This is a genomic window from Ferdinandcohnia sp. SAFN-114 (assembly GCF_059415045.1).
The window spans coordinates 12,038-31,928 of record NZ_JBPFDQ010000059.1 but is presented as its reverse complement, the minus strand read 5'-3'; the positions used below and the strand labels follow the sequence as shown (position 1 = coordinate 31,928).

18 protein-coding genes and 1 pseudogene are annotated in these 19,891 nt (G+C 38.2%); 11 read left to right on the top strand and 8 right to left on the bottom strand.

Annotated features, from left to right (window positions below; all coding sequences use genetic code 11):
• Positions 1-162 precede the first annotated feature (162 nt).
• The 5 genes from ACR65M_RS17935 to ACR65M_RS17915 form a co-directional block, all read right to left on the bottom strand.
• Positions 163-888, bottom strand: a complete 726-nt coding sequence (locus ACR65M_RS17935) for a CAP domain-containing protein (RefSeq protein ID WP_341332857.1) — start codon at positions 886-888, stop codon at positions 163-165.
• A gap of 378 nt (positions 889-1,266) precedes the next feature.
• Complete coding sequence (locus ACR65M_RS17930; RefSeq protein WP_341332856.1) at positions 1,267-2,040, bottom strand: SGNH/GDSL hydrolase family protein; 774 nt, start codon at positions 2,038-2,040, stop codon at positions 1,267-1,269.
• A gap of 398 nt (positions 2,041-2,438) precedes the next feature.
• Positions 2,439-2,873 (bottom strand): CBS domain-containing protein, encoded by a 435-nt coding sequence (locus ACR65M_RS17925; protein WP_440273965.1) that lies wholly within the window; start codon positions 2,871-2,873, stop codon positions 2,439-2,441.
• An 85-nt stretch (positions 2,874-2,958) separates the two neighbouring features.
• Positions 2,959-3,513: a LysM peptidoglycan-binding domain-containing protein gene (locus tag ACR65M_RS17920; RefSeq protein ID WP_440273964.1), complete on the bottom strand. Its 555-nt coding sequence runs from the start codon at positions 3,511-3,513 to the stop codon at positions 2,959-2,961.
• A gap of 1,363 nt (positions 3,514-4,876) precedes the next feature.
• Positions 4,877-6,823, bottom strand: a complete 1,947-nt coding sequence (locus ACR65M_RS17915; RefSeq protein WP_440273963.1) for an endonuclease MutS2 — start codon at positions 6,821-6,823, stop codon at positions 4,877-4,879.
• Positions 6,824-7,459: 636 nt separating this feature from the next.
• On the opposite strand from ACR65M_RS17915, the gene ACR65M_RS17910 reads away from it, so the two are divergent.
• The 5 genes from ACR65M_RS17910 (at position 7,460) to ACR65M_RS17890 (ending at position 11,619) form a co-directional block, all read left to right on the top strand.
• Positions 7,460-7,633, top strand: a complete 174-nt coding sequence (locus ACR65M_RS17910; RefSeq protein WP_440273962.1) for a hypothetical protein — start codon at positions 7,460-7,462, stop codon at positions 7,631-7,633.
• Positions 7,634-7,636: 3 nt separating this feature from the next.
• Positions 7,637-8,161: an ABC transporter permease subunit gene (locus ACR65M_RS17905; RefSeq protein WP_440273966.1), complete on the top strand. Its 525-nt coding sequence runs from the start codon at positions 7,637-7,639 to the stop codon at positions 8,159-8,161.
• Positions 8,145-9,068, top strand: coding sequence for an ABC transporter permease subunit (locus ACR65M_RS17900; RefSeq protein ID WP_341332851.1), 924 nt, complete (start codon positions 8,145-8,147; stop codon positions 9,066-9,068). Before ACR65M_RS17905 ends, ACR65M_RS17900 begins: the two co-directional genes overlap by 17 nt.
• Positions 9,069-9,470: 402 nt before the next feature.
• A complete protein-coding gene (locus tag ACR65M_RS17895; protein ID WP_341332850.1) occupies positions 9,471-10,040 on the top strand; it encodes a hypothetical protein in 570 nt (189 codons plus the stop codon).
• 334 nt (positions 10,041-10,374) lie between these two features.
• Positions 10,375-11,619 (top strand): MFS transporter, encoded by a 1,245-nt coding sequence (locus tag ACR65M_RS17890; RefSeq protein WP_440273961.1) that lies wholly within the window; start codon positions 10,375-10,377, stop codon positions 11,617-11,619.
• Positions 11,620-11,668: 49 nt separating this feature from the next.
• On the opposite strand, the gene sdaAA is transcribed toward ACR65M_RS17890, so the two are convergent.
• From sdaAA to ACR65M_RS17875, 3 genes are read right to left on the bottom strand one after another with little or no spacing between them, the layout of a single operon-like run.
• A complete protein-coding gene (gene sdaAA, locus ACR65M_RS17885; protein WP_440273960.1) occupies positions 11,669-12,568 on the bottom strand; it encodes an L-serine ammonia-lyase, iron-sulfur-dependent, subunit alpha in 900 nt (299 codons plus the stop codon).
• A 43-nt stretch (positions 12,569-12,611) separates the two neighbouring features.
• Positions 12,612-13,271 (bottom strand): L-serine ammonia-lyase, iron-sulfur-dependent subunit beta, encoded by a 660-nt coding sequence (gene sdaAB, locus ACR65M_RS17880; protein WP_440273959.1) that lies wholly within the window; start codon positions 13,269-13,271, stop codon positions 12,612-12,614.
• Positions 13,272-13,307: 36 nt separating this feature from the next.
• A complete protein-coding gene (locus ACR65M_RS17875; RefSeq protein WP_440273958.1) occupies positions 13,308-14,345 on the bottom strand; it encodes a PTS sugar transporter subunit IIC in 1,038 nt (345 codons plus the stop codon).
• Between the two features lie 571 nt (positions 14,346-14,916).
• On the opposite strand from ACR65M_RS17875, the pseudogene ACR65M_RS17870 reads away from it, so the two are divergent.
• From ACR65M_RS17870 to ACR65M_RS17845, 6 genes and pseudogenes are all read left to right on the top strand, one after another.
• A pseudogene (locus ACR65M_RS17870) lies at positions 14,917-15,066 on the top strand (16S rRNA (adenine(1518)-N(6)/adenine(1519)-N(6))-dimethyltransferase RsmA); the annotation flags it as partial.
• Between the two features lie 1,456 nt (positions 15,067-16,522).
• Positions 16,523-16,687 (top strand): hypothetical protein, encoded by a 165-nt coding sequence (locus tag ACR65M_RS17865; protein ID WP_440273957.1) that lies wholly within the window; start codon positions 16,523-16,525, stop codon positions 16,685-16,687.
• Positions 16,688-16,699: 12 nt separating this feature from the next.
• Positions 16,700-16,801 carry a hypothetical protein gene (locus ACR65M_RS17860; protein WP_440273956.1) on the top strand — a complete coding sequence of 34 codons (102 nt, stop codon included), beginning with the start codon at positions 16,700-16,702 and terminating at the stop codon, positions 16,799-16,801.
• Between the two features lie 202 nt (positions 16,802-17,003).
• Positions 17,004-18,125 (top strand): ABC transporter ATP-binding protein, encoded by a 1,122-nt coding sequence (locus ACR65M_RS17855; protein ID WP_440273955.1) that lies wholly within the window; start codon positions 17,004-17,006, stop codon positions 18,123-18,125.
• The gene (locus ACR65M_RS17850; RefSeq protein ID WP_440273954.1) at positions 18,122-19,066 is read left to right on the top strand and encodes a carbohydrate ABC transporter permease; all 945 of its coding nucleotides are present in this window, start codon (positions 18,122-18,124) and stop codon (positions 19,064-19,066) included. Before ACR65M_RS17855 ends, ACR65M_RS17850 begins: the two co-directional genes overlap by 4 nt.
• Positions 19,063-19,878: a carbohydrate ABC transporter permease gene (locus tag ACR65M_RS17845; RefSeq protein ID WP_440273953.1), complete on the top strand. Its 816-nt coding sequence runs from the start codon at positions 19,063-19,065 to the stop codon at positions 19,876-19,878. Before ACR65M_RS17850 ends, ACR65M_RS17845 begins: the two co-directional genes overlap by 4 nt.
• The last annotated feature ends 13 nt before the right edge of the window (positions 19,879-19,891 follow it).

The window sequence follows — 19,891 nt, the reverse complement described above, 5'->3', positions numbered from 1 at the left end:
TTTTTAATCTATTGTACATAAAAAGACCCTGTGCAGCAGACTTTTTTTAATGTGTCTACTACACAGGGTACAGTTTATAGAGGTTACCTGCTTCTTTTTTTTCTAGAATAGAAAATTTTAGTTAGTTTTTCTTTAATGTGACCTTATTAAAAACATTACTATTTATTTTCCGATAAACATCTGTGTCCAATAATTGCCTTCTACATGACCTACACCAATATGAGTGAAGTTTGAGTTTAAGATATTCTTCCGATGCCCTTCACTGTTCATCCATGCATTTACAACTTCTTGGGGTGAACGTTGACCCTTTGCAATGTTTTCACCAGCTGCACGATATTGAATACCAAATTGATTCATCATCTCAAATGGTGATCCGTAAGTTGGACTTGTATGTGAAAAATACCCTTTATTCTTCATATCAGTAGATTTGGTTCTTGCAACTTCACTTAATTTTAAATCAATTTTTAGTGGCTGTAAGCCATATTTCGCACGTTCATTATTTGTTAGAGTTACAACTTCTTGCTCAAACTGACTTAATGAATAAGCGCCTTGGTTCTCAGTTTCTTTTGGTTGTTCTGATGGTTGCTGTTGTACAGGTTGTTGAACAACAGGTTTTTCCTGAACAGGTTCTTCAGCTTTTGGTTGGGTTGGTTCCTCAGTTGGTTGGGAAGGGGTCTCTACTTTAGGCTGAGTTTGATAGTTCCCAGAATAATATTTTTTAAGTAAGTTTTGAATAAGGTTATTCCAATCAGTAGAGTTGTTAACAGATACAACATAACGACCTTCATATACATTTTTTTGATCACTTACTTGCTCCGCGGAACTAGCTAATGGCCCAGTAACTAATAGTGCACCTGCCACTACTAATGATAATACAGTTTTCTTCATGTTCAGTCCTCCTCTTGTTTGTACCAAGATACATCCCAATCATAGCATGTGAATTTTGTAATATTTGAGGAAGACTTTTCCTTTAATGATAACTTAAAACTTTTTTACTATATTAACTTCTAGCAATCATTGAAAATTAATAGATTTGACTAATTGAAATTCATAACTAGCCTTTGTCTACCATTGGTAATAGAGGTAGAAAATACTAGAATATGACTATTGACAGGACTGAAGAAAGCTACGTTTTATGACGTAAATTACTTCTAAATAACAAATGTAACGGAACATAGAACTCAGCGAACTCCCAAGTGGGTCAAGGGGACAGGTCCCGCGTCCCACCATATCTCGGAAATTGAGCTAAGGGAACTCCTGCAATCGTTAAAATAGCTCAGATATTATTTTTTCCGCGATTAGCTTGTATTGATCGGCTTTAAAGTGAATCCCGTCTTTAAGATTATTTTTAACAGGAATTTCCGAACCATTTATATAGTAGACTCTTTCATCTATGGCTAAGGACTTTATCACATTTGTATAGTGTTCCTGAGTTTTATTTGCACTATTTTTTTTACTAGTAAACAATGTCGGTGAGATGACAACCACTTCGATTTCTTTTTCCTGAAGCTTTCGTAATAATTGTTGATTATTCTCTTTATATTGATCGACAGGGATAGGTTGAGAATGAGGACTGTATTTTGAATGACCTCTTGCGTCATTTATACCAAACATTGAAATGACGAGGTCGGGTTGGTAGCTAAGCACTTCCTTCTCAACATTTTTAAGTGCCTGGATCGATGTCCAGCCGGGATGACCTCTATTAATCACTTTTACATGACGATAGCCATATTTTTTTCTTAGCTCATTCTCTAGGATTTTTGGATAAGGGTTCTTTACTTGAGTTACTCTTCCGGTATTAGAATCTCGTTCATACCCCCATGTAATGGAATCACCATACGCAACAATCGTCACTGGTTGACTATTATATAGCTTTTGAATGACTGAAGAATCGTGGACTGATCCAGATTCTTGAATCGTTGCTTTACTTTCCTGAGGTAAAAGGAAGGTTTCGATTACCCCATTAACCCCAACAAACAACAGCACACAAACCATTATAGAAATAAAATAAAAAAGACGGATGTTGGGGCGATTCTTCATGTCGTTCTCCTTCTCTAAGGGACGTGGCGACAGGTCCCGCGTCCCACCATTTTTTAACAAATGATTTTATATCTGGGACAGGGGACCTGTCCCTCTGTCCCATTCGTATAGTACTACCATTTTAACAAACACAATACTGTGCAACCAAAAATAATTGTAATACATACAATTATTTTTTGAATGGATTTAATGGTATTAAATGAATCAGAGTATAAAATTCAGAAGTCCTTTACTGTTAGGGCTTGGGCCTACAAGTGTTTGATTGATAATATTTGGGGGGGAGAGCTAGATGGGGGAACAATACTATTATGGTAATGGTTCAAATCTTATTTTAGGGACGCTGTTACTGCGTCCCATTAATTTAGGGACAATGGACCTGTCCCTCTGACCCAAACCCGTTATTCTTGTGGTGCGGATGGGGTTGAGATGTTTTGTAATGCTTGTTCGGCCTCGTTTGCGTACTGATTTTGTACTGCTAAATCGCCTAAAGCAACCATTCCTGTTATTTGCCCATTTTCAACGACTGGTAAGCGACGAATTTGTTGCTGAGCCATTAAATTTGCTGCCTCATGTACATCCATATCAGGAGTACCTTGAACAATTTTCTGAGCAGTCATAACTTGAGATACGGGTGTTTGTGCACTTTCTCCTTGTGCGGTTGTACGCAGAGTAATATCACGGTCAGTAACAATTCCGACCATTTGTCCATTGTTATTTACTACCGGAACAGACCCGATATTGTGTTGGCTCATTAATGCAGCAGCTTCTTGGACTGACTGTGTTTCGTTAATTGTAACTACATTTGATGTCATGATTTCTCTTAATTGTGCCATATCAATTACCTCCAAATAATAATTTTTCCCTTTACTAGGTTGGGGATTATTTGTTGTATTTATTGATGGAATATTTTTCCTGTGTTTAGAAATCTAAAAATGATGCCGGTATATTAATTATCTGTCCAGGAAGAATTTGGTTAGGATTTGTAATTTGAGGATTTACTTGTATAAGGCTATCCACAGATACTCCAAACCAAATGGCGATTGCAAATAAGGAACTCCCAGGACGCACAATGTATTGCACAATCTCCGGACGTTCGTTACATTCAAAACCTAACGATACCCAAGTCTCCTCATCTACAATCCCTGTAACCTCAAGCTCCTTTGTATTTTGTTGCCAGGTTAAAAGTGCTCTCTGTGTCAATGGTCCATAAATGCCGTCAATTACTCCGTTGTAAACTCCTTGATTTCTTAAGAGAATTTGTATTCTACTTACAGCTGGACCGCGATCGCCTTGTCGTAAAATAGGGCAGAGCTTGTAGGAATGCCCTGTCGGAGGTAAATTAATGATTTGCCCGGGGTAAATGAAATTTGAATTCGTAATTTTGGGATTGTACATAAGCAATAATGCAATAGAGGTTTTAAATCTTTGGGCTATCTGATAAAGAGTATCTCCAGGTTGAACAATATAAATCATTGAGGTGGCTCCTGTCGTTTTTAAACTTAATATATGTCAACTAAGAAGCTTGTGATATCCCACTAGATAGAAAAAACAATAATTCAATAAAGGATCAACGTTTCCGTATTGAGTTGCGAACAGTCCAATAAAAATATCAAAAAAGCATACTTTTTAACGTAAAAAGTACAAAAAAAAACAAAGTCAAAACTAAGAAATAAAACAGAAAACCTCCGGTGTTTTGTCAAAAGTTGGTGTTGGGGTATCTTCGGACAGGAGAAGGTAAAAAACAAAGGAGTAGTGTACGAAGTTGGAGTATCTTCAGACAAGGGAAGGGGAAATCAAAGGGGTTGTGTCCGAAGCTGAGGTATCTTCGGACAAGGGAAGTCGGATTCAAAGGAGTAGTGTCCGAAGTTAGAGTATCTTCAGACAAGGGAAAGCAAGATCATCGGTGTAGTGTCCGAAGTTGGAGTATCTTCAGACAAGAGGAGGTGAAATCAGGGGAATTGTGTCCGAAGTTGAGTTATCTTCGGACAAGGAAAGTCGGATTCAAAGGAGTAGTGTCCGAAGTTAGAGTATCTTCAGACAAGGGAAGGCGAACTCAAAGGAGTAGTGTCCGAAGTTGAGTTATCATCAGACAAGGGAAGACGAGCTCAAAGGAGAAGTGTCCGAAGTTGGAGTATCTTCAGACAAGAGAAGGCGAACTCAAAGGGGTTGTGTCCGAAGTTGGAGTATCTTCAGACAAGGAAAAGCAAGATCATCGGTGTAGTGTCCGAAGTTGGAGTATCTTCAGACAAGGGAAGGGGAAATCAAAGGAGTAGTGTCCGAAGTTAAGTTATCTTCGGACAAGGGAAGTCGGATTCAAAGGAGTCGTGTCCGAAGTTAGAGTATCTTCAGACAGGGGAAGGGGAAGTCAAAGGAGAAGTGTCCGAAGTTGAGTTATCTTCGGACAAGGGAAGTCGGAATCAAAGGAGTAGTGTCCGAAGTTGGAGTATCTTCAGACAAGAGGAGGTGAAATCAGGGGAATTGTGTCCGAAGTTGAGTTATCTTCGGACAAGGAAAGTCGGATTCAAAGGAGTAGTGTACGAAGTTAGAGTATCTTCAGACAAGGGAAGGCGAACTCAAAGGAGTCGTGTCCGAAGTTGAAATATCTTCAGACAAGGGAAGAGAAGATCATCGCATTTGTGTCCGAAGTAGGGGTATCTTCAGACAAGCGAAAATAAAATCATCGGTATTGTGTCCGAATTTAAAGTCAATCGCGACTTTAACCAACCCATTTTTTATAAAAAACGCATTAAAGCGTGAATTCGTATGAGAATTCACGCTAATAATGGATTGGGAGTTTCTGTTTTTAAATCGAACCTGTTACTGACCGTTTTTTAGCTTAAGAGTACTCATCTTCTTCTAACCATTTGTCTTCTACGAATTTGCGGTTCATGTCTTTTTTTATTTTTCGATATTCTTTGCTTTTGAAGATGATGTCAAAATCGTAATCAGAAGGGTAAAGCTCTGCTGCCGAGATCTTTAACTCCATTCTCTTATAATTAACAGTACGTTTTTCCCCTTTAATTTGCACAATATAATCTCCACGGTCATTTGGTCCTTTGTACACTATGCCGGTTTCACCAGTTGCAACAACCAAGACGTTATCCCCTTGATTGTAGATCGTGATCTTAGATGCAGGCGGCTCTTGTTTTCTTTTTTCAACGTTGCTTCGAGCATACTTATTTACAATGATTTGCTTTTGATAGGCAGGTGATTGCAATGTTTCGTGTGCAATGTTTTGATGATAATCCTTATCCTGTTGATACGCTTTCTTATGTGCACGTTCGATAAGTGTTGGGTGCATCCCAAGTTTAGCAGCTATATCAAACGCTTGGCTTTGCCCACTTTTCCCTAGCAAAAGTCTGTACGTGGGTTGCAAGGTGTGGATATCGAACTCCATGGAACCATTTAAAAATCCTTCCGTTTCATCCGCAAATTTCTTCATTTCACTGTAATGGGTAGTCGCAAATAAGGTAGCACCTTTTTCAAAAAGTTGTTCTAGAATAACGATGGCTAGGGCCATACCCTCCCTTGGATCTGTGCCGGAACCAAGTTCATCAATTAATACAAGTGAAGAATCGTTTGTCATTTTCAAAATCTCAATAATATTAACCATACGGGAGCTAAACGTACTTAAATTTTGCTCAATGCTTTGCCCGTCTCCAATATCGACAAAGATATGTTGAAAGATGGCAATTTCACTCCCTTTTTTAGCCGGAATAGGGAGACCAGATTGAGCCATCAATGTGAGAAGTCCTACCGTTTTTAACGTAACGGTTTTACCTCCAGTGTTCGGGCCAGTAATGACAAGGGCCCGTTCTTTTCCTCCGATTGGAATCGTGAGCGGAACGGCATTGGTTCCAAGCATCGGATGACGTGCTTCTTTTAAATGGATCCTGAACTCTTCATTAATTAAAGGCGTGTTTGCCTGAATCTTTTGACTGTACTTAGCTTTTGCGAAAAGAACATCGTAATGATGCATGGTTTCAACTGCAACCTGGATAACCTGTTCATAGGATAGAAACAGCTGAGTTAGTTCATATAAAATCCGCTCTACCTCAGTTTCTTCTGCAATTTTAATAAGTTCAATATCCTCCTGAAGCGAGCTTAATTCAACAGGTTCGATAAAGAGGGTAGAACCCGAAGCTGAAGTATCTAATACGGTTCCTTGAACTTTCTTCCTAAATTCTTTTTTTACCGCAAGAACATAGCGCCCCGATCGTTCTGCAACATTTGTTTCCTGTAAATATGGAGAAATTCTTCCGCTTTTCACCAGTGACTGTGCTTTTTCTTTTACTTTCTCCTGTAGACTGGAGAGATGCCGTCGTAAATAATTAAGGTCACTTGATGCATAATCATCCACTTGGCCATTGCGCAAACAACGGCTAATTTCTCCTTCTAGTTCTGATACATCTCCAATGGATGCAGCATACATGCTTACCATTGGACCGGCATATTCTTTATCCTTCATAAATTGCTTTAGCTTTTGACAGTGATCTAGGAATGAAACAATCCGTGTGAATTGGTCCACTTTTATTGCGATTCCTTTTTTTGCTTGCTCAATATAGTGCTCGATTTGATCCAAGGAGTGTATCGGGATACTTCCGCTGATTTCAAGGATGTTCATCGCTTCTGAAATTTCATGTAAAGAATGCTCGATTCTCTTTTTGTTTTGTGTAGGTCTTAAAGAATGTAACGTTTCTTTTCCCCGGCTTGTTCTTGCGTATTGTGAGATCTCATTCAAAATTTGATAATAACCTAAAGCTTCCATTGTTTGATTATTCAATTGTAAATCCTCCTTTTAATAAAAAACATTGTTCATGAGGAGATGTTCACAGGCGATAATCAAAAAAAGCCGTCATGAACAAATCGCTCATGACGGCTGAAGATAAACCTGGCCCTGGCATAGATATCGATGGTTTTTTTAGACACAAAAAAACCATGACAAACATGCCATAGCAAGATCCATTTTTCGTAGCTATGATGCGTGTTCTTAACAATCTAAAAGAAGCCATAGTGAAATAAACATAGCCTTGCTACGTTTTTCGCTTCTTCCAGTTATCCAATTATGGATTAGTTAAGAACCACCGATAACATAAACTCATACCCCTTTATTTAAGGCGTTTTTTCTTACTCCTCTTTTATATCCTATGTTCGTATTAAAAGTCAAGTGCATATGCGCATTCTTATTATCCAATAAGAATATAATATTGAAGATATAAGATGTATTTTTGAAAGGGGCAAAATGAATATCAAAAAGATGTTGTTTCAAGTGTGGAGCCTGACTTTTCTACTCATATTGGGGACTCTCCCTTTAGTTATTTTTAGCGGTAAGGATAAGGTGGTATTTCTGGTAGAAAGAATTCCGAAAGAAATAGTCCCTTTTCTACAGGGACTATTTGATGGTAGTTCCTATTACTACATGGATGGGCAGAGAGAACTGTACTTTTTTCAATCGGTAGGAGGGTATTTCCTTACTTCATTTATCTATTTACTAATTGCTGGAGTTTTTGTGATTATTCTATCCATTATTTTTGGAATTTGGCTATGGAGAAGAAGTGAAAAGGGATTAAATACCATAATGGGTTTTATCTGAGTAATTCCGGATTTTATTCTTGTGTTCTTACTTCAACTACTTGTGGTCTATATTTATGAAGCAACAGGTTTGAAAACTGTAAGAGTAGCATCATCAAATATGGACGAACCTGCAATAATCCTTCCTTTGGTTACTATGTTTATCCTTCCGTTTGTCTATTTAGTTAGATCTTTAAGTGAAAAATCCTTTGATGTATTAACAGAAGATTATATTCGAACGGCGTTATCAAAAGGATTTCGCAAAAGACATATCTATCTTTTTCATGTGACACCTAATGTAATTCCTTATTTAAAAGCTGATTTGCATAAAGTAGTTTCAATTATGGTAGGAAACCTATTTATCATTGAATATCTATATAATAATAAAGGGCTGACGTCCATGTTATTTCCAATGGGAATGGAATACCAATACAATTTAGTCGTACTATGTTTTCTTTCATTTTTCATCTTGTATATGTCAGTGTATTTTGTAATGAAGTTTATTGTGATTCTGATTGAAAGGGCACTTAAACATGCGTACGCTACATAATATAAAGCTGGTCGTGGGATTAGTGATGCTACTTTTATTTGTAGTGCTGGCCATATTTGGGCCATCGTTTGCACCGTACGAAGAGGATTATTCAAAGAAAATTAAATACGTTCAAACAGATGAAGGGGAGCAGCTTCGCGCAGCGCCATTCCCGCCTTCAAAGGAGCATGTATTTGGTACGGATAAATGGGGATATGATATTTTAACATTAATGCTTTATGGAGCTAAGTATACAGTGTTTGCTTCAATAGCAGTAGCTATTATCAGAGTAATCATTGGTGGTTTCTTCGGGATGTACCACGGCTTGCAAAAAAAGGAGCATCAATGGACGCCAAGAGTCACTGTATTAAGTGGGATTCCACCATTTGTGATCATTTATTTTGTGATGATAGGAATTAATATTCAGCCGTCGGTTGGAACGATGTCGTTAGTGTTGTTTCAATGCATGTTGATGATTATTCTTGGAATTCCAGGAGTCTATCAAGTTGTGCTTGCTAAAACGATTGAAATAAGGGAGAGTCCGTTTGTGTTGGCTTCTCAAACGGTCGGTGGTAATAAGATTCATATAGTAAAAGAACATATTTTTCCCACATTAAAAGGGAACTTACTACTTATATTAGTTAACGAGGTTATTCTTGTATTAAATTTAATCGGTCAATTAGCTATTTTTAATTTATTCTTTGGAGGAACCGAGTTGCAGGTCTCCCCAACGATATATCTTTCTATTACAAATGAATGGGCTGGACTAATTGGTCAATCTAGGCTCGCATATTATTCTGCAAAATGGATTATTGGTTTTCCACTGTTAGGGTATTTGTTATTTCTATTTTCTCTCTATCTTCTTGCTAACGGACTAAAGGAAAATCAGAGAGAGAAATATCAGAGAAATGTTTATCTGCAAAGATGATCAATTCTTCGCTATTCCTAGTCACAAAATATGTATTGTAGAAGTGCTGTAATTTCCCATTCAATAAAAAACAAAGTAATTTCGAGACTGAACCAATTAGGGTTCAGTCTTTTCTTTGTTTCTGAAATAGGATGCAGTCCACCTTTCTAAATAGGTCTAGGGACTTAGTCTTAATTTAGACTCCGGTTGGTTAAACGTATTCCTAACATTTTGTATGATAAATTATATGATTTCATTTGACACTTACAATTTCAGTACAAGAAATTTAATTTGACCTAACGGCAATTAATAAGGTTATAATCTTAAGATTTTCTTAAGAAAACAATTAGGCTCTTCTTAAGATTTCATATGTATATTGTTATTTATAAGGTAGCTTTTGATAAATAAAAGGGGAGAATTATTTTGAGAGATAAGAAGGTATATATACTTTTAACAGATACGGGGACAGTATTTACAAGACTGATAAAGCTATATACGAAAAAGCCCTATAATCATGCTTCGATTTCCTTCGATACAGAATTGACCGAGGTATATAGTTTTGGTAGAAAGACTGCCAGAAATCCATTTATTGGGGGATTTGTAAAAGAGGATGTGAAACAAGGATTATTTAAACATGCTGATTGTGTTATCTATTCTTTTACAGTAACAGAAGCCGAAATCCAAAAGATGAGACGCTATATTAATGAAATTGAAGAGCAGAAGGAATCTTATCGATACAATTTATTGGGGTTATTTGGAGTTGTGCTAAATAGGCCACTGAGAAGAAAGAAAGCCTTTTTCTGTTCTCAGTTTGTAGCATCCGTACTAAATGAATGTACCAGCATTGATTTTGAAAAACCACTTTCACTTATTGAACCAAATGACTTAATGGCCATTTCGTCACTTAAATTGAAATACGAGGGGAAATTGGCTCATTATCCTACTAAAAATATAAAGAAAAAATCGGTTCCCTTTCGTATTATACCAGCTTAAGTGATACATTCTTGCCTTCAACATGATATCCCCAAAAAAGTAATTGTAATAAAAAAGGGAATTTGTTATGATAATAACGATTATAAAGAAATGGAGGTTTTTCTTGTGACAGCATCAATGAGGTTACGATTCCCAGGTATCATTCGTTAATTTAATACGTTTGAAGCTCTGCCTACGTTCAGAGCAATGGGATTGGTCTGTCATTTTTTAAGAAAACCAATATTTTACGGTTAATTAAAGAGGGGACGAGGATTCCCTCTTTTTTTGTTGTCTAAAAATATGAATGTAGGTGTAGAGTAAATACAAAAATTCGATAGAAATGAGTTGATAGTAAATGAATACAGTAGAAAGTAAGCTGCATGAGAATTGGTTAAAGAATATCATTCTCTTTTTAAGTAGCCAGACGATTTCACTTTTCGGATCGTCACTGGTTCAATACGCCATAATGTGGCACATAACTTTAGAAACGAAATCAGGTTTGATGATGACGTTGTTTATCATTTGTGGCTTTATTCCAACCTTTATTTTGTCACCTGTTGCTGGGGTTTGGGCGGATCGCTATAACCGTAAGATGCTCATTATTATAGCAGACGGACTTATTGCAATTTCAACATTAATCCTTGCTATTCTCTTCTTATTGGGATTTAATGCAATCTGGTTGCTATTTGTGATGGCAGCGGTTCGTGCCTTTGGAACGGGAATTCAAATGCCAGCTGTTGGTGCGATTTTACCGCAAATTGTTCCGAAGGATAAACTGATAAAAGTGAATGGAGCAAATGGAAGTATTCAAGCGGTTATCATGTTCGTATCTCCAATGGTTAGTGCAGCACTTTTAGGTTTCGCTTCGTTAGAAATGATATTTTTTATTGATGTCATAACGGCAGCGATAGCGATTTTTACACTGCTTTTCTTTTTGAAAATTCCTGTACATCAGAAAGCAGCTGAAAAACAAACTACTAGTTACTTTAGTGACTTTAAACAAGGTTTACACTATGTGAACAGTCATGCTTTTCTGAAGACATTTTTTCTATTCTTTGCTGTATTCTTTGTGTTAATGGCACCAGCAGCATTTTTGACGCCACTGCAGGTTACACGCAGTTTTGGTAGTGATGAATGGAGACTTGCTGCAATCGAAGTTGCCTTCTCCCTTGGTATGATGGTAGGAGGAGGGATCATTGCTTCCTGGGGAGGATTTGAAAATAAAATTAAAACCTTGGGATTCGCAAGTGTCATAATGGGTGTCTGCACATTTGGACTTGGTATTGTTCCGAACTTTTGGATTTATTTTGCGTTCATGGCTTTATTCGGGGTTGCGATGCCAATTTTTAATACACCAGCAACTGTTTTGTTGCAGGAGAAAGTAGAAGAAGAATATTTAGGAAGAGTTTTTGGTGTAATGGGGATGATTTCAACATCGATGATGCCACTTGGAATGTTAATATTCGGTCCAATTGCGGATTTCATCAAAATTGAATGGCTGTTAGTAGGAACGGGTATATTCATTATTATATTAGCTATTTTCCTAGGTAGAAATCATGTATTAATTGAAGCGGGAAAACCTGTATTGAAAGAATCTTAATATATGAGGAAGTTGGAACGGATCCAATTGGATCACGTTCCTTTTTTTATTAAACTAGATAATCCATCAAGCTTTCCTTGGGTTGTCCGAAAATTTCTGCCTCCAATCTCCGTCCTGTTGGTGTTGCTGCTAATCCACCTTCTGCCGTTTCCCGTAAAGATGAGGGCATTGATTTGCCAATCGCATACATTGCACCTATTACCTCATCACATGGAATTCTACTCGTAATTCCTGCAAGAGCCATATCAGCAGCAGTTATTGCATTCGATGCACCCATAGCGTTACGCTTTACACATGGGACCTCCACTAGGCCTGCAACAGGATCGCAAACGAGTCCTAACATGTTTTTTAGTGTGATGGCCATGGCTTCGGCCGCTTGTTGTGGTGTACCGCCTGCCATCTCAACAATCGAAGCTGCGGCCATACCTGCTGCTGAACCAACCTCTGCCTGACATCCACCAGCAGCGCCGGATACTGTTGCATTATTAGCGACAACAAAACCAAATGCAGCTGCTGTGAATAAAAACTCGATCATTTCCTGGCGTGACGGATTTAACTGTTCTTTGACGGCAAATAATGTGCCTGGTACAACTCCAGCTGAACCTGCTGTTGGAGTAGCGCAAATAACTCCCATGGCTGCATTTACTTCATTTGTTGCAACTGCCTTGCTCACGGCATCCAATAATATATGGCCAGACAATGCTCTCCCACTTTTGATATATTTTTGAAGCAAGACAGCATCACCGCCAGTAAGCCCGGTCTGAGACTTCACACCTTGAAGTCCGCGCTCTAATGCTTGTTCCATTACCGTTAAGTTGTTTTCCATTTTTGCAATTATCTCTTCGCGAGTTAACCCCGTAACTTCAATTTCCTGCCGTATCATAATTTCAGCAATTTTCACTTGGTGTTGTTCTGCTAACGTAACAAGTTCAGCTACATTTCGAAACATCGTTTGTCCTCCTGTTGTCCAAATTTACTCTTAATCTCTATTTTTACTCAACCATTCTAATGACTCTGGATACGTAAGAAAGACTTCTTAATTCTTGTATCACTTCATCCGCTATTTTTTGGTCGACTTCAATCACCATGATCGCCGTTTCTCCCTTATCCTTACGGGCGACCTCCATATGACCAATATTAATTTCATATTTTGCTAGAACTGAAGTCACATACGAGATAATTCCAAATCGATCCTGATGCATAACCAGTATGGCTGGATCACCAGATAGTTTAAGCTTAAAGGAATTAATTTCTGTAATTTCAATGGTGCCTCCACCGATGGAAATCCCGATTAATTCTAACTCATTATCATTGTCGAATAAATTTATCTTAACCGTATTAGGATGGTCTGGTACAGCTTCCTCGGTTTGAAAAATAACTTCCATTCCTGACTTTTCTGCTATTGCCAAAGAATCCGGAATTCGTTTATCAAAGGTATCAAAATCCAACAAGCCAGCTACAATAGCTAAATCTGTCCCGTGTCCCTTATAGGTTTTTGCAAATGAACCATATAAAGAAACAATGGCTTTCTTTGGTTGTTTTTCAAATAAAGTACGAGCGATCCTCCCAATTCGTGCTGCTCCAGCTGTATGAGAGCTAGAAGGGCCAATCATCACTGGACCAATAATGTCAAAAGCCGAACGATATTTCATGTAAAACTCTCCTTTTATCAAAAAAATAATGCAAGTCTATGCCGCTTCTTTTGATGCTGCTTCTCCTTGTAATTGATCAACTGTCTTAATTTTGTAATTCTTAAAGACTAGTGAACCTAAATACCCACACAATACACCAACTGCTGCACATGCGAGTGCAATCATGGTTACTTTCATTGGATTATTAAATCCGTACATAACAGCTAGACCAGCAATTGGCGTTGCTGTCCCAGTTGCATTATTGATGAGACCAGATAGCGCGATAATAACACCGGCACTTGCCCCGCCTACAAAGTTCGTTACATATACTGGAATAGGGTTTGCAGAAATAATGTGAGCCTGAGTTAATGGTTCAACAGCTACTGAAATAGTAGTCTTACGATCTCCAAACTTCATTCGATCAAAAAGCACGTAATTCATAAAAGATGATCCAAATACTGCCAAGGCACCAATGGCCATTGGTACTCCCGTTAGTCCAAGCATTGCAGTTAAAGCCATTGAACTAAGTGGCGCTGTTGCAACCACTGTAATTGTTCCACCCAAAATGATTCCCATCAAAATTGGATTACTATTTGCTGTCTCTGTAATAATTCCACCAATATTTAATAAAGTCGCATCCACTACAGGGGTCATGAATTCTCCAATTAAACGAACTAAAGGTGCACAAAGGATAATAATGACAATAAGATCCAAACCACCAGGTACTTTCTTTTCAATGAATTTAACAAGGAATGCAATTAAATATCCAGCAACAAACCCTGGCAATAATCCTAGCCCAGCACAGCTTACCCCAAGTAACAAGGCATATACTGGTGATACTCCAACTGCAAGTGCAACAAGAGCTGCTGCTGCAACGCCGCCCATACCCCCTGCTGCTTTTCCAACTTCACCAAGAAATTCAATTCCTAATAAATCTCCACCTACAAATAATTGAAATGCTTCAACAAGAAACGCAGCACATGCCGCTCCAGCAAGAGCTGCCATTGCCTTCATTCCCTTTGGTGCCTTATAGCTAAATAGGGAAAAGCAGGCTAAAACTAGTAACAATAATGCGGTACCTTTAATAATATCCATGAATAACTCTCCTTTAAATTGATTTTTATTATTCTAAAATAGTTTATTTGAATGCGTTTTCAAAAGTTGTGTAAGACTCTCTCGGTCATGCCATCTATACTAGCCGATTGGACCGAAAGCTGATTGATTTTTTATTGAAATCGATTTTAATAGACTTTTCTGTTATTTTTGTAATCGGTTACAAACACTTAAAAAAATATAAACATTTATTAATAGTAAAGTAGAATTGTTATTTATAGAATAATATTTCGATATAACAACAATAACATGATTCAAAAATATTTCAATTGTTTTTTTAAATTTACCAAAAAAACTTAAAACAAATTATGGAATAAAATCTAAGGATCCGGGAGGATTCTTTGAGAGGTTTGAATCAATCTTTTTTACAATTTAGGTTATGACACTGTTCAGCACGCTTCAATGACCTTTGATGTAACGCTTCCTGCATTGGGGTCTGTTTTTAAGAAGGTAAAACGAGTGAAATTTATTTTTATTCTTTCTCCTATTATGTAGATCATTGCGATGGCACCGCAAAATGTGTTAGAAATCTCGAAGTTTGGTGTATGGATCAAACGGGCAAGCTTTAAAAGAAGTAATTGAAGGGTGTTTAGCCACTTCAAATATCGATCCAAAACGTCGCGGAGAAACATTATCAATCGAAGAATTCGGGCACTTGAGTAATGAATTGTATAAGAACTCAGACAAAGGGCCTACTGAATAGTTAACGGATTCCGATTCAACGATCAAAACAGTAAATTACAATACATTTCTAGCGTGAATCCACATACGAATTCACGCTTTAACTTTTTTGAGAACCAGCAGCTGCTGCTGAAGTACTGCAAAACTTTATCATTAAAAGGAATTACTTGACTTCAGACACCCATGAGCAGATCTTGCCTAGCGTTGTCCGAAGATGCCTCAACTTCAGACACACTCTTGTGGAAATTGCCTAGCGTTGTACGAAGATACCAAAGCTTCGGACACAGCTCAGCGGAAATTGCCTAGCGCAGTCCAAAGATGCCAAAACTTCAGACACAGCTCAGCAGAAATTGCCTTGTGCTGTCCGAAGATGCCCCGCCTTCAGACACCCATGCGTAAAAATTGCCTAGCGTTGTCCGAAGATACCCAAACTTCGGACACAGCTCAGCAGAAATTACTTTGTGCTGTCCGAAGATCCCCCGCCTTCAGACACACAAGCGCAAAAATTGCCTAGCGTTGTCCGAAGATACCTCAACTTCGGACACACCCCAGCAGAAATAGCCTAGCGCAGTCCGAAGATGCCAAAACTTCAGACACAGCCCAGCAGAAATTGCCTAGTTCTGTCCGAAGATCCCCCGCCTTCAGACACCCATGCGCAAAAATTGCATAGCGCAGTCCGAAGATGCCTCAACTTCAGACACAGCTCAGCGGAAATTGCCTTGCGCAGTCCGAAGATGCCTCAACTTCAGACACAGCTCAGCAGAAATTGCCTAGCACAGTCCGAAGATGCCAAAACTTCAGACACAGCTCAGCAGAAATTGCCTAGTTCTGTCCGAAGATGCCCCGCCTTCAGACACACATGCGTAAAAATTGCCTAGCGCAGTCCGAAGATGCCTCAACTTCAGACACAGCTCAGCGGAAATTGTCTAGCGCAGTCCGAAGATGCCAAAACTTCAGACACAGCCCAGCAAAAATTGCCATGTACTGTCCGAAGATACCTCGCCTTCAGACACCCATGCGCAGAAATTGCCTAGCGCAGTCCGAAGATGCCTCAACTTCAGACACACTCTTGTGGAAATTGCCTAGCGTTGTCCGAAGAAACCAAAGCTTCAGACACAGCTCAGCAGAAATTGCCTAGCACAGTCCGAAGATGCCAAAACTTCAGACACAGCTCAGCAGAAATTGCCTAGTTCTGTCCGAAGATCCCCCGCCTTCAGACACACATGCGCAGAAATTGCCTAGCGCAGTCCGAAGTTACCAAAGTACACGTGAAATTGCTCAACAGGTTTCCCGTGGTAAAGGTACGTCGGTATTAAGTATGTTGATTCCACTACTACTTCTGTTAATTTCTAAAATAGGTGGGGGGAAGGGGAATGAAAGTAATTAAAAGCTTATTAATCCTTTGCTTGCTAATACCGGTGACAGGTCGTTGGATCGTGTAGAAATAGAAGAAAGTGGATTTGTAATCAGTGCGGCTATTGATATATCTGACGGGAAAAGTGAATCTTCATCAAAGGATAGAGGAAGAAAGATTTGTTGATCCAGGAAGTTTTCAAGGAAAAGGTGGCAGTCAATTTAACGGTGGGGCATCTGGAGGAAAACCCTACATGAATTTTACATCAGAGGGAAAAACAATTTTTTAAATTTCAAGACGGATGTCCAATCAAATTGGTCGATTTCCACATCTTGAACACATAAAAATCGTAGTACTATCAGAGGAACTTGCAAAAAATGGCTACCTATACGATGCAAGGTGAATAAAACCAGAGGAATAGGCATATCCCTGTCCTCTTTTGTAAATAGTGCATCGGTCCTGTTTTGTGTAAAGGTTCGTTTAATTTGTGAATTTAATTTTTAGTTAATCAAGTAGATTTAAGAGATTGTCAAAAAACTGTAAATTTGCTTTTTTATAGCAAAAATTATGGTTAAATGTTGATGTGATTAGAAAGGAGGTTTGGCATGAGTCGAGTTGAGTTAACTGACATCTCTAAATCCTATGATAAACAAAAGGATGTATTGGACGGTATCAATGTTTCGATAGAAGAGGGTGAATTTTTCGTACTTGTTGGTCCTTCTGGATCGGGAAAGAGTACATTGCTTCGGATGATTGCGGGTCTTGAGGAAATTTCGGGTGGAATATTGAAGATCAATAATGAAGTCGTGAATCTGCTCCCCCCAAAGAACCGAGATTTATCTATGGTCTTTCAAAACTATGCATTATATCCACATTTAACTGTAGAACAAAATATCCTGTTTGGCTTAAAAGCAAGGAAAGTGGATAAAAAAGAACAACAAAGAAGGCTTATAGAATCTGCAGAAATGCTAGGGTTAAGTGGTTTGCTGAAACGGAAACCTAGGGAGCTTTCTGGCGGTCAAAGACAACGTGTTGCACTTGGACGATCAGTTGTAAGTCATGCCCCTTTATGTTTAATGGATGAACCACTATCTAATTTGGATGCAAAGCTACGTGCTAATATGCGGGTTCAAATTCGAAGGCTTCAGAAACGTCTAGGATTAACGATGATTTATGTTACCCATGACCAAGTTGAAGCGATGACAATGGGTGACCGAATTATGGTGCTAAATGAGGGTAAAATCCAACAAGTAGGTAAACCGATTACCTTATATAACGAACCTAAAAATTTATTTGTTGCGTCGTTTATCGGTTCACCAAAAATGAATCTGGGAAAGGCTACATTTTCGGAGGATGAGAGCCAACTGATTATTGAAAATCAGCTACATATACCAGTAGATCCTAAGATAACAAGTGATCTACCACGAAATCGGAACCTAGTCGTGGGGATACGCGCTGAACATATATTTTCGGGGCTAAATAAAGAAGAACATCTTTCATATTTGGAAGCAGTGAATATTGAACAATTAGGCAATGAAACATCCATTGCTTTTGATGTAGGTTCTGAATTATGGACAGCGAAATGGCCTGGACAATGGAACGTTCAATTTGGACAAATGGTCCCTGTGCAAATTAAGCCAGAATACATCTTGTTTTTTGATGGTGACAGTGGGAATCTACTTAAATCTGCTCAACTAGGGAAGAGACAAGAGGTTGTAGCCATATGAGTATGATCAGTCCAATTATTGAAAGTAAAGAATCCTTTACTGCTCAAATTGAAAAAGCAAGAAGGAAAAAACGCATTTCAAGTTTATTTAAAGGAATTGTATTTTTGTTGCCATCTATTGTTTTGTTTGGTGTTTTTCTATTTTACCCTTTGTTTAAAACTCTCTATTTAAGTTTCTTTTTAACTGATGCAAAGGGAGCTACGACTGTATTCGTGGGTTTAGAAAACTATCTATATATGTTCTCTGATCCTATTTTTCTAAAGAGCTTTAAAAATACCTTTTTATTTGTCATCTATACGGTACCTGCAACTATTATTATCAGTTTGTTTTTAGCCGTCATTTCTAATGAGAAGTTAAAGGGTATTGGCTTTTTTCGAACCGTTTATACGTCAACCATGGGAATATCGGTTGCGGCTGCTTCTGTATTCTGGCTGTACTTATTCAATCCGACAATGGGTTTATTGAACCAATTACTTAATATGTTTGGAGCGGAATCGATTGGCTGGTTAACAGATCCGAAATGGGCAATGATTGCGATTGCCATTACGACTGTTTGGATGAATATAGGTTTTACATTTTTGATTTTGTTAGGTGGTTTACAATCTATCGATACCTCACTATATGAAAGTGCGGATATTGAGGGGTCAGGGTATTTTTATAAATTTAGAAGAATTACGGTCCCGATGCTTTCACCGACATTATTTTTTGTGATTACAGTCTCGATTATCAATTCGTTCCAAACGTTTGGTCAAATTGATATTTTGACACAAGGCGGTCCAGCAAATGAGACGAACCTAATCGTGTATTCGATTTACCGTGAGGCATTTGTGAATTATCAATTCGGGTCAGCAAGTGCACAAGCAATTGTGTTATTTATACTAATTTTAGTAATGACTGCACTGCAATTTAAGCTAGGTGAGAGGAGGGTCCACTATCAATGATGATGTCATTGGGGAGAAAGGTAACCTTCTATATCCTATTAATTGTCTCAGCCCTTTTAATTGCAGGCCCAGCCATAATGGCGATTGTTATGAGTTTCATGACGAACCAGGATATTTTAACAGCTAGTATGCCGACCGAGCTAACAGCAGACAATTATGTTGCAGCTTTTGAACGTTTTCCGTTATTCAAATATTTGTTTAATAGTTTTGTAGTTTCAATTGTGATTATGCTCGGCCAACTGGCTTTATCAAGTCTAGCAGCCTATGCTTTCGTATTTTTAGAATTTAAAGGAAGAGATTTATTATTTTATCTGTTTATTGCAACAATGATGGTTCCCTTTGAGGCGTCTATCATTCCTAACTTTCACATTATCCGTGATTTAGGCTGGCTTGATAATTACGCAGGCTTAACCATTCCATTCTTTGCAACGACGTTTGGCACCTTTTTGTTACGACAGAACTTTAAACAAATTCCTAAAGAACTAAGGGAAGCGAGCCAAATTGCTGGGATTGGTGATTTCAAATTTTTCTTAACTGTCGTATTGCCTGTATCAAGGACTAGCCTAGTTACATTAGGGGTATATGGTTTTTTAACATCATGGAATATGTATTTATGGCCACTTCTTGCAACCACTAACGACACTGTTCGAACGGTGCAAATTGGCTTGAAACAATTACAAACACAGGAACAGTTAAATGATTGGGGTGTCATCATGGCAGGAGCTGTTATTGTGATTATCCCAACATTAATACTGCTTTTCCTAGGACAAAAGAAGCTACAAACAGGTTTAACAGAGGGCGCCGTAAAATAACAGATACCTCGAA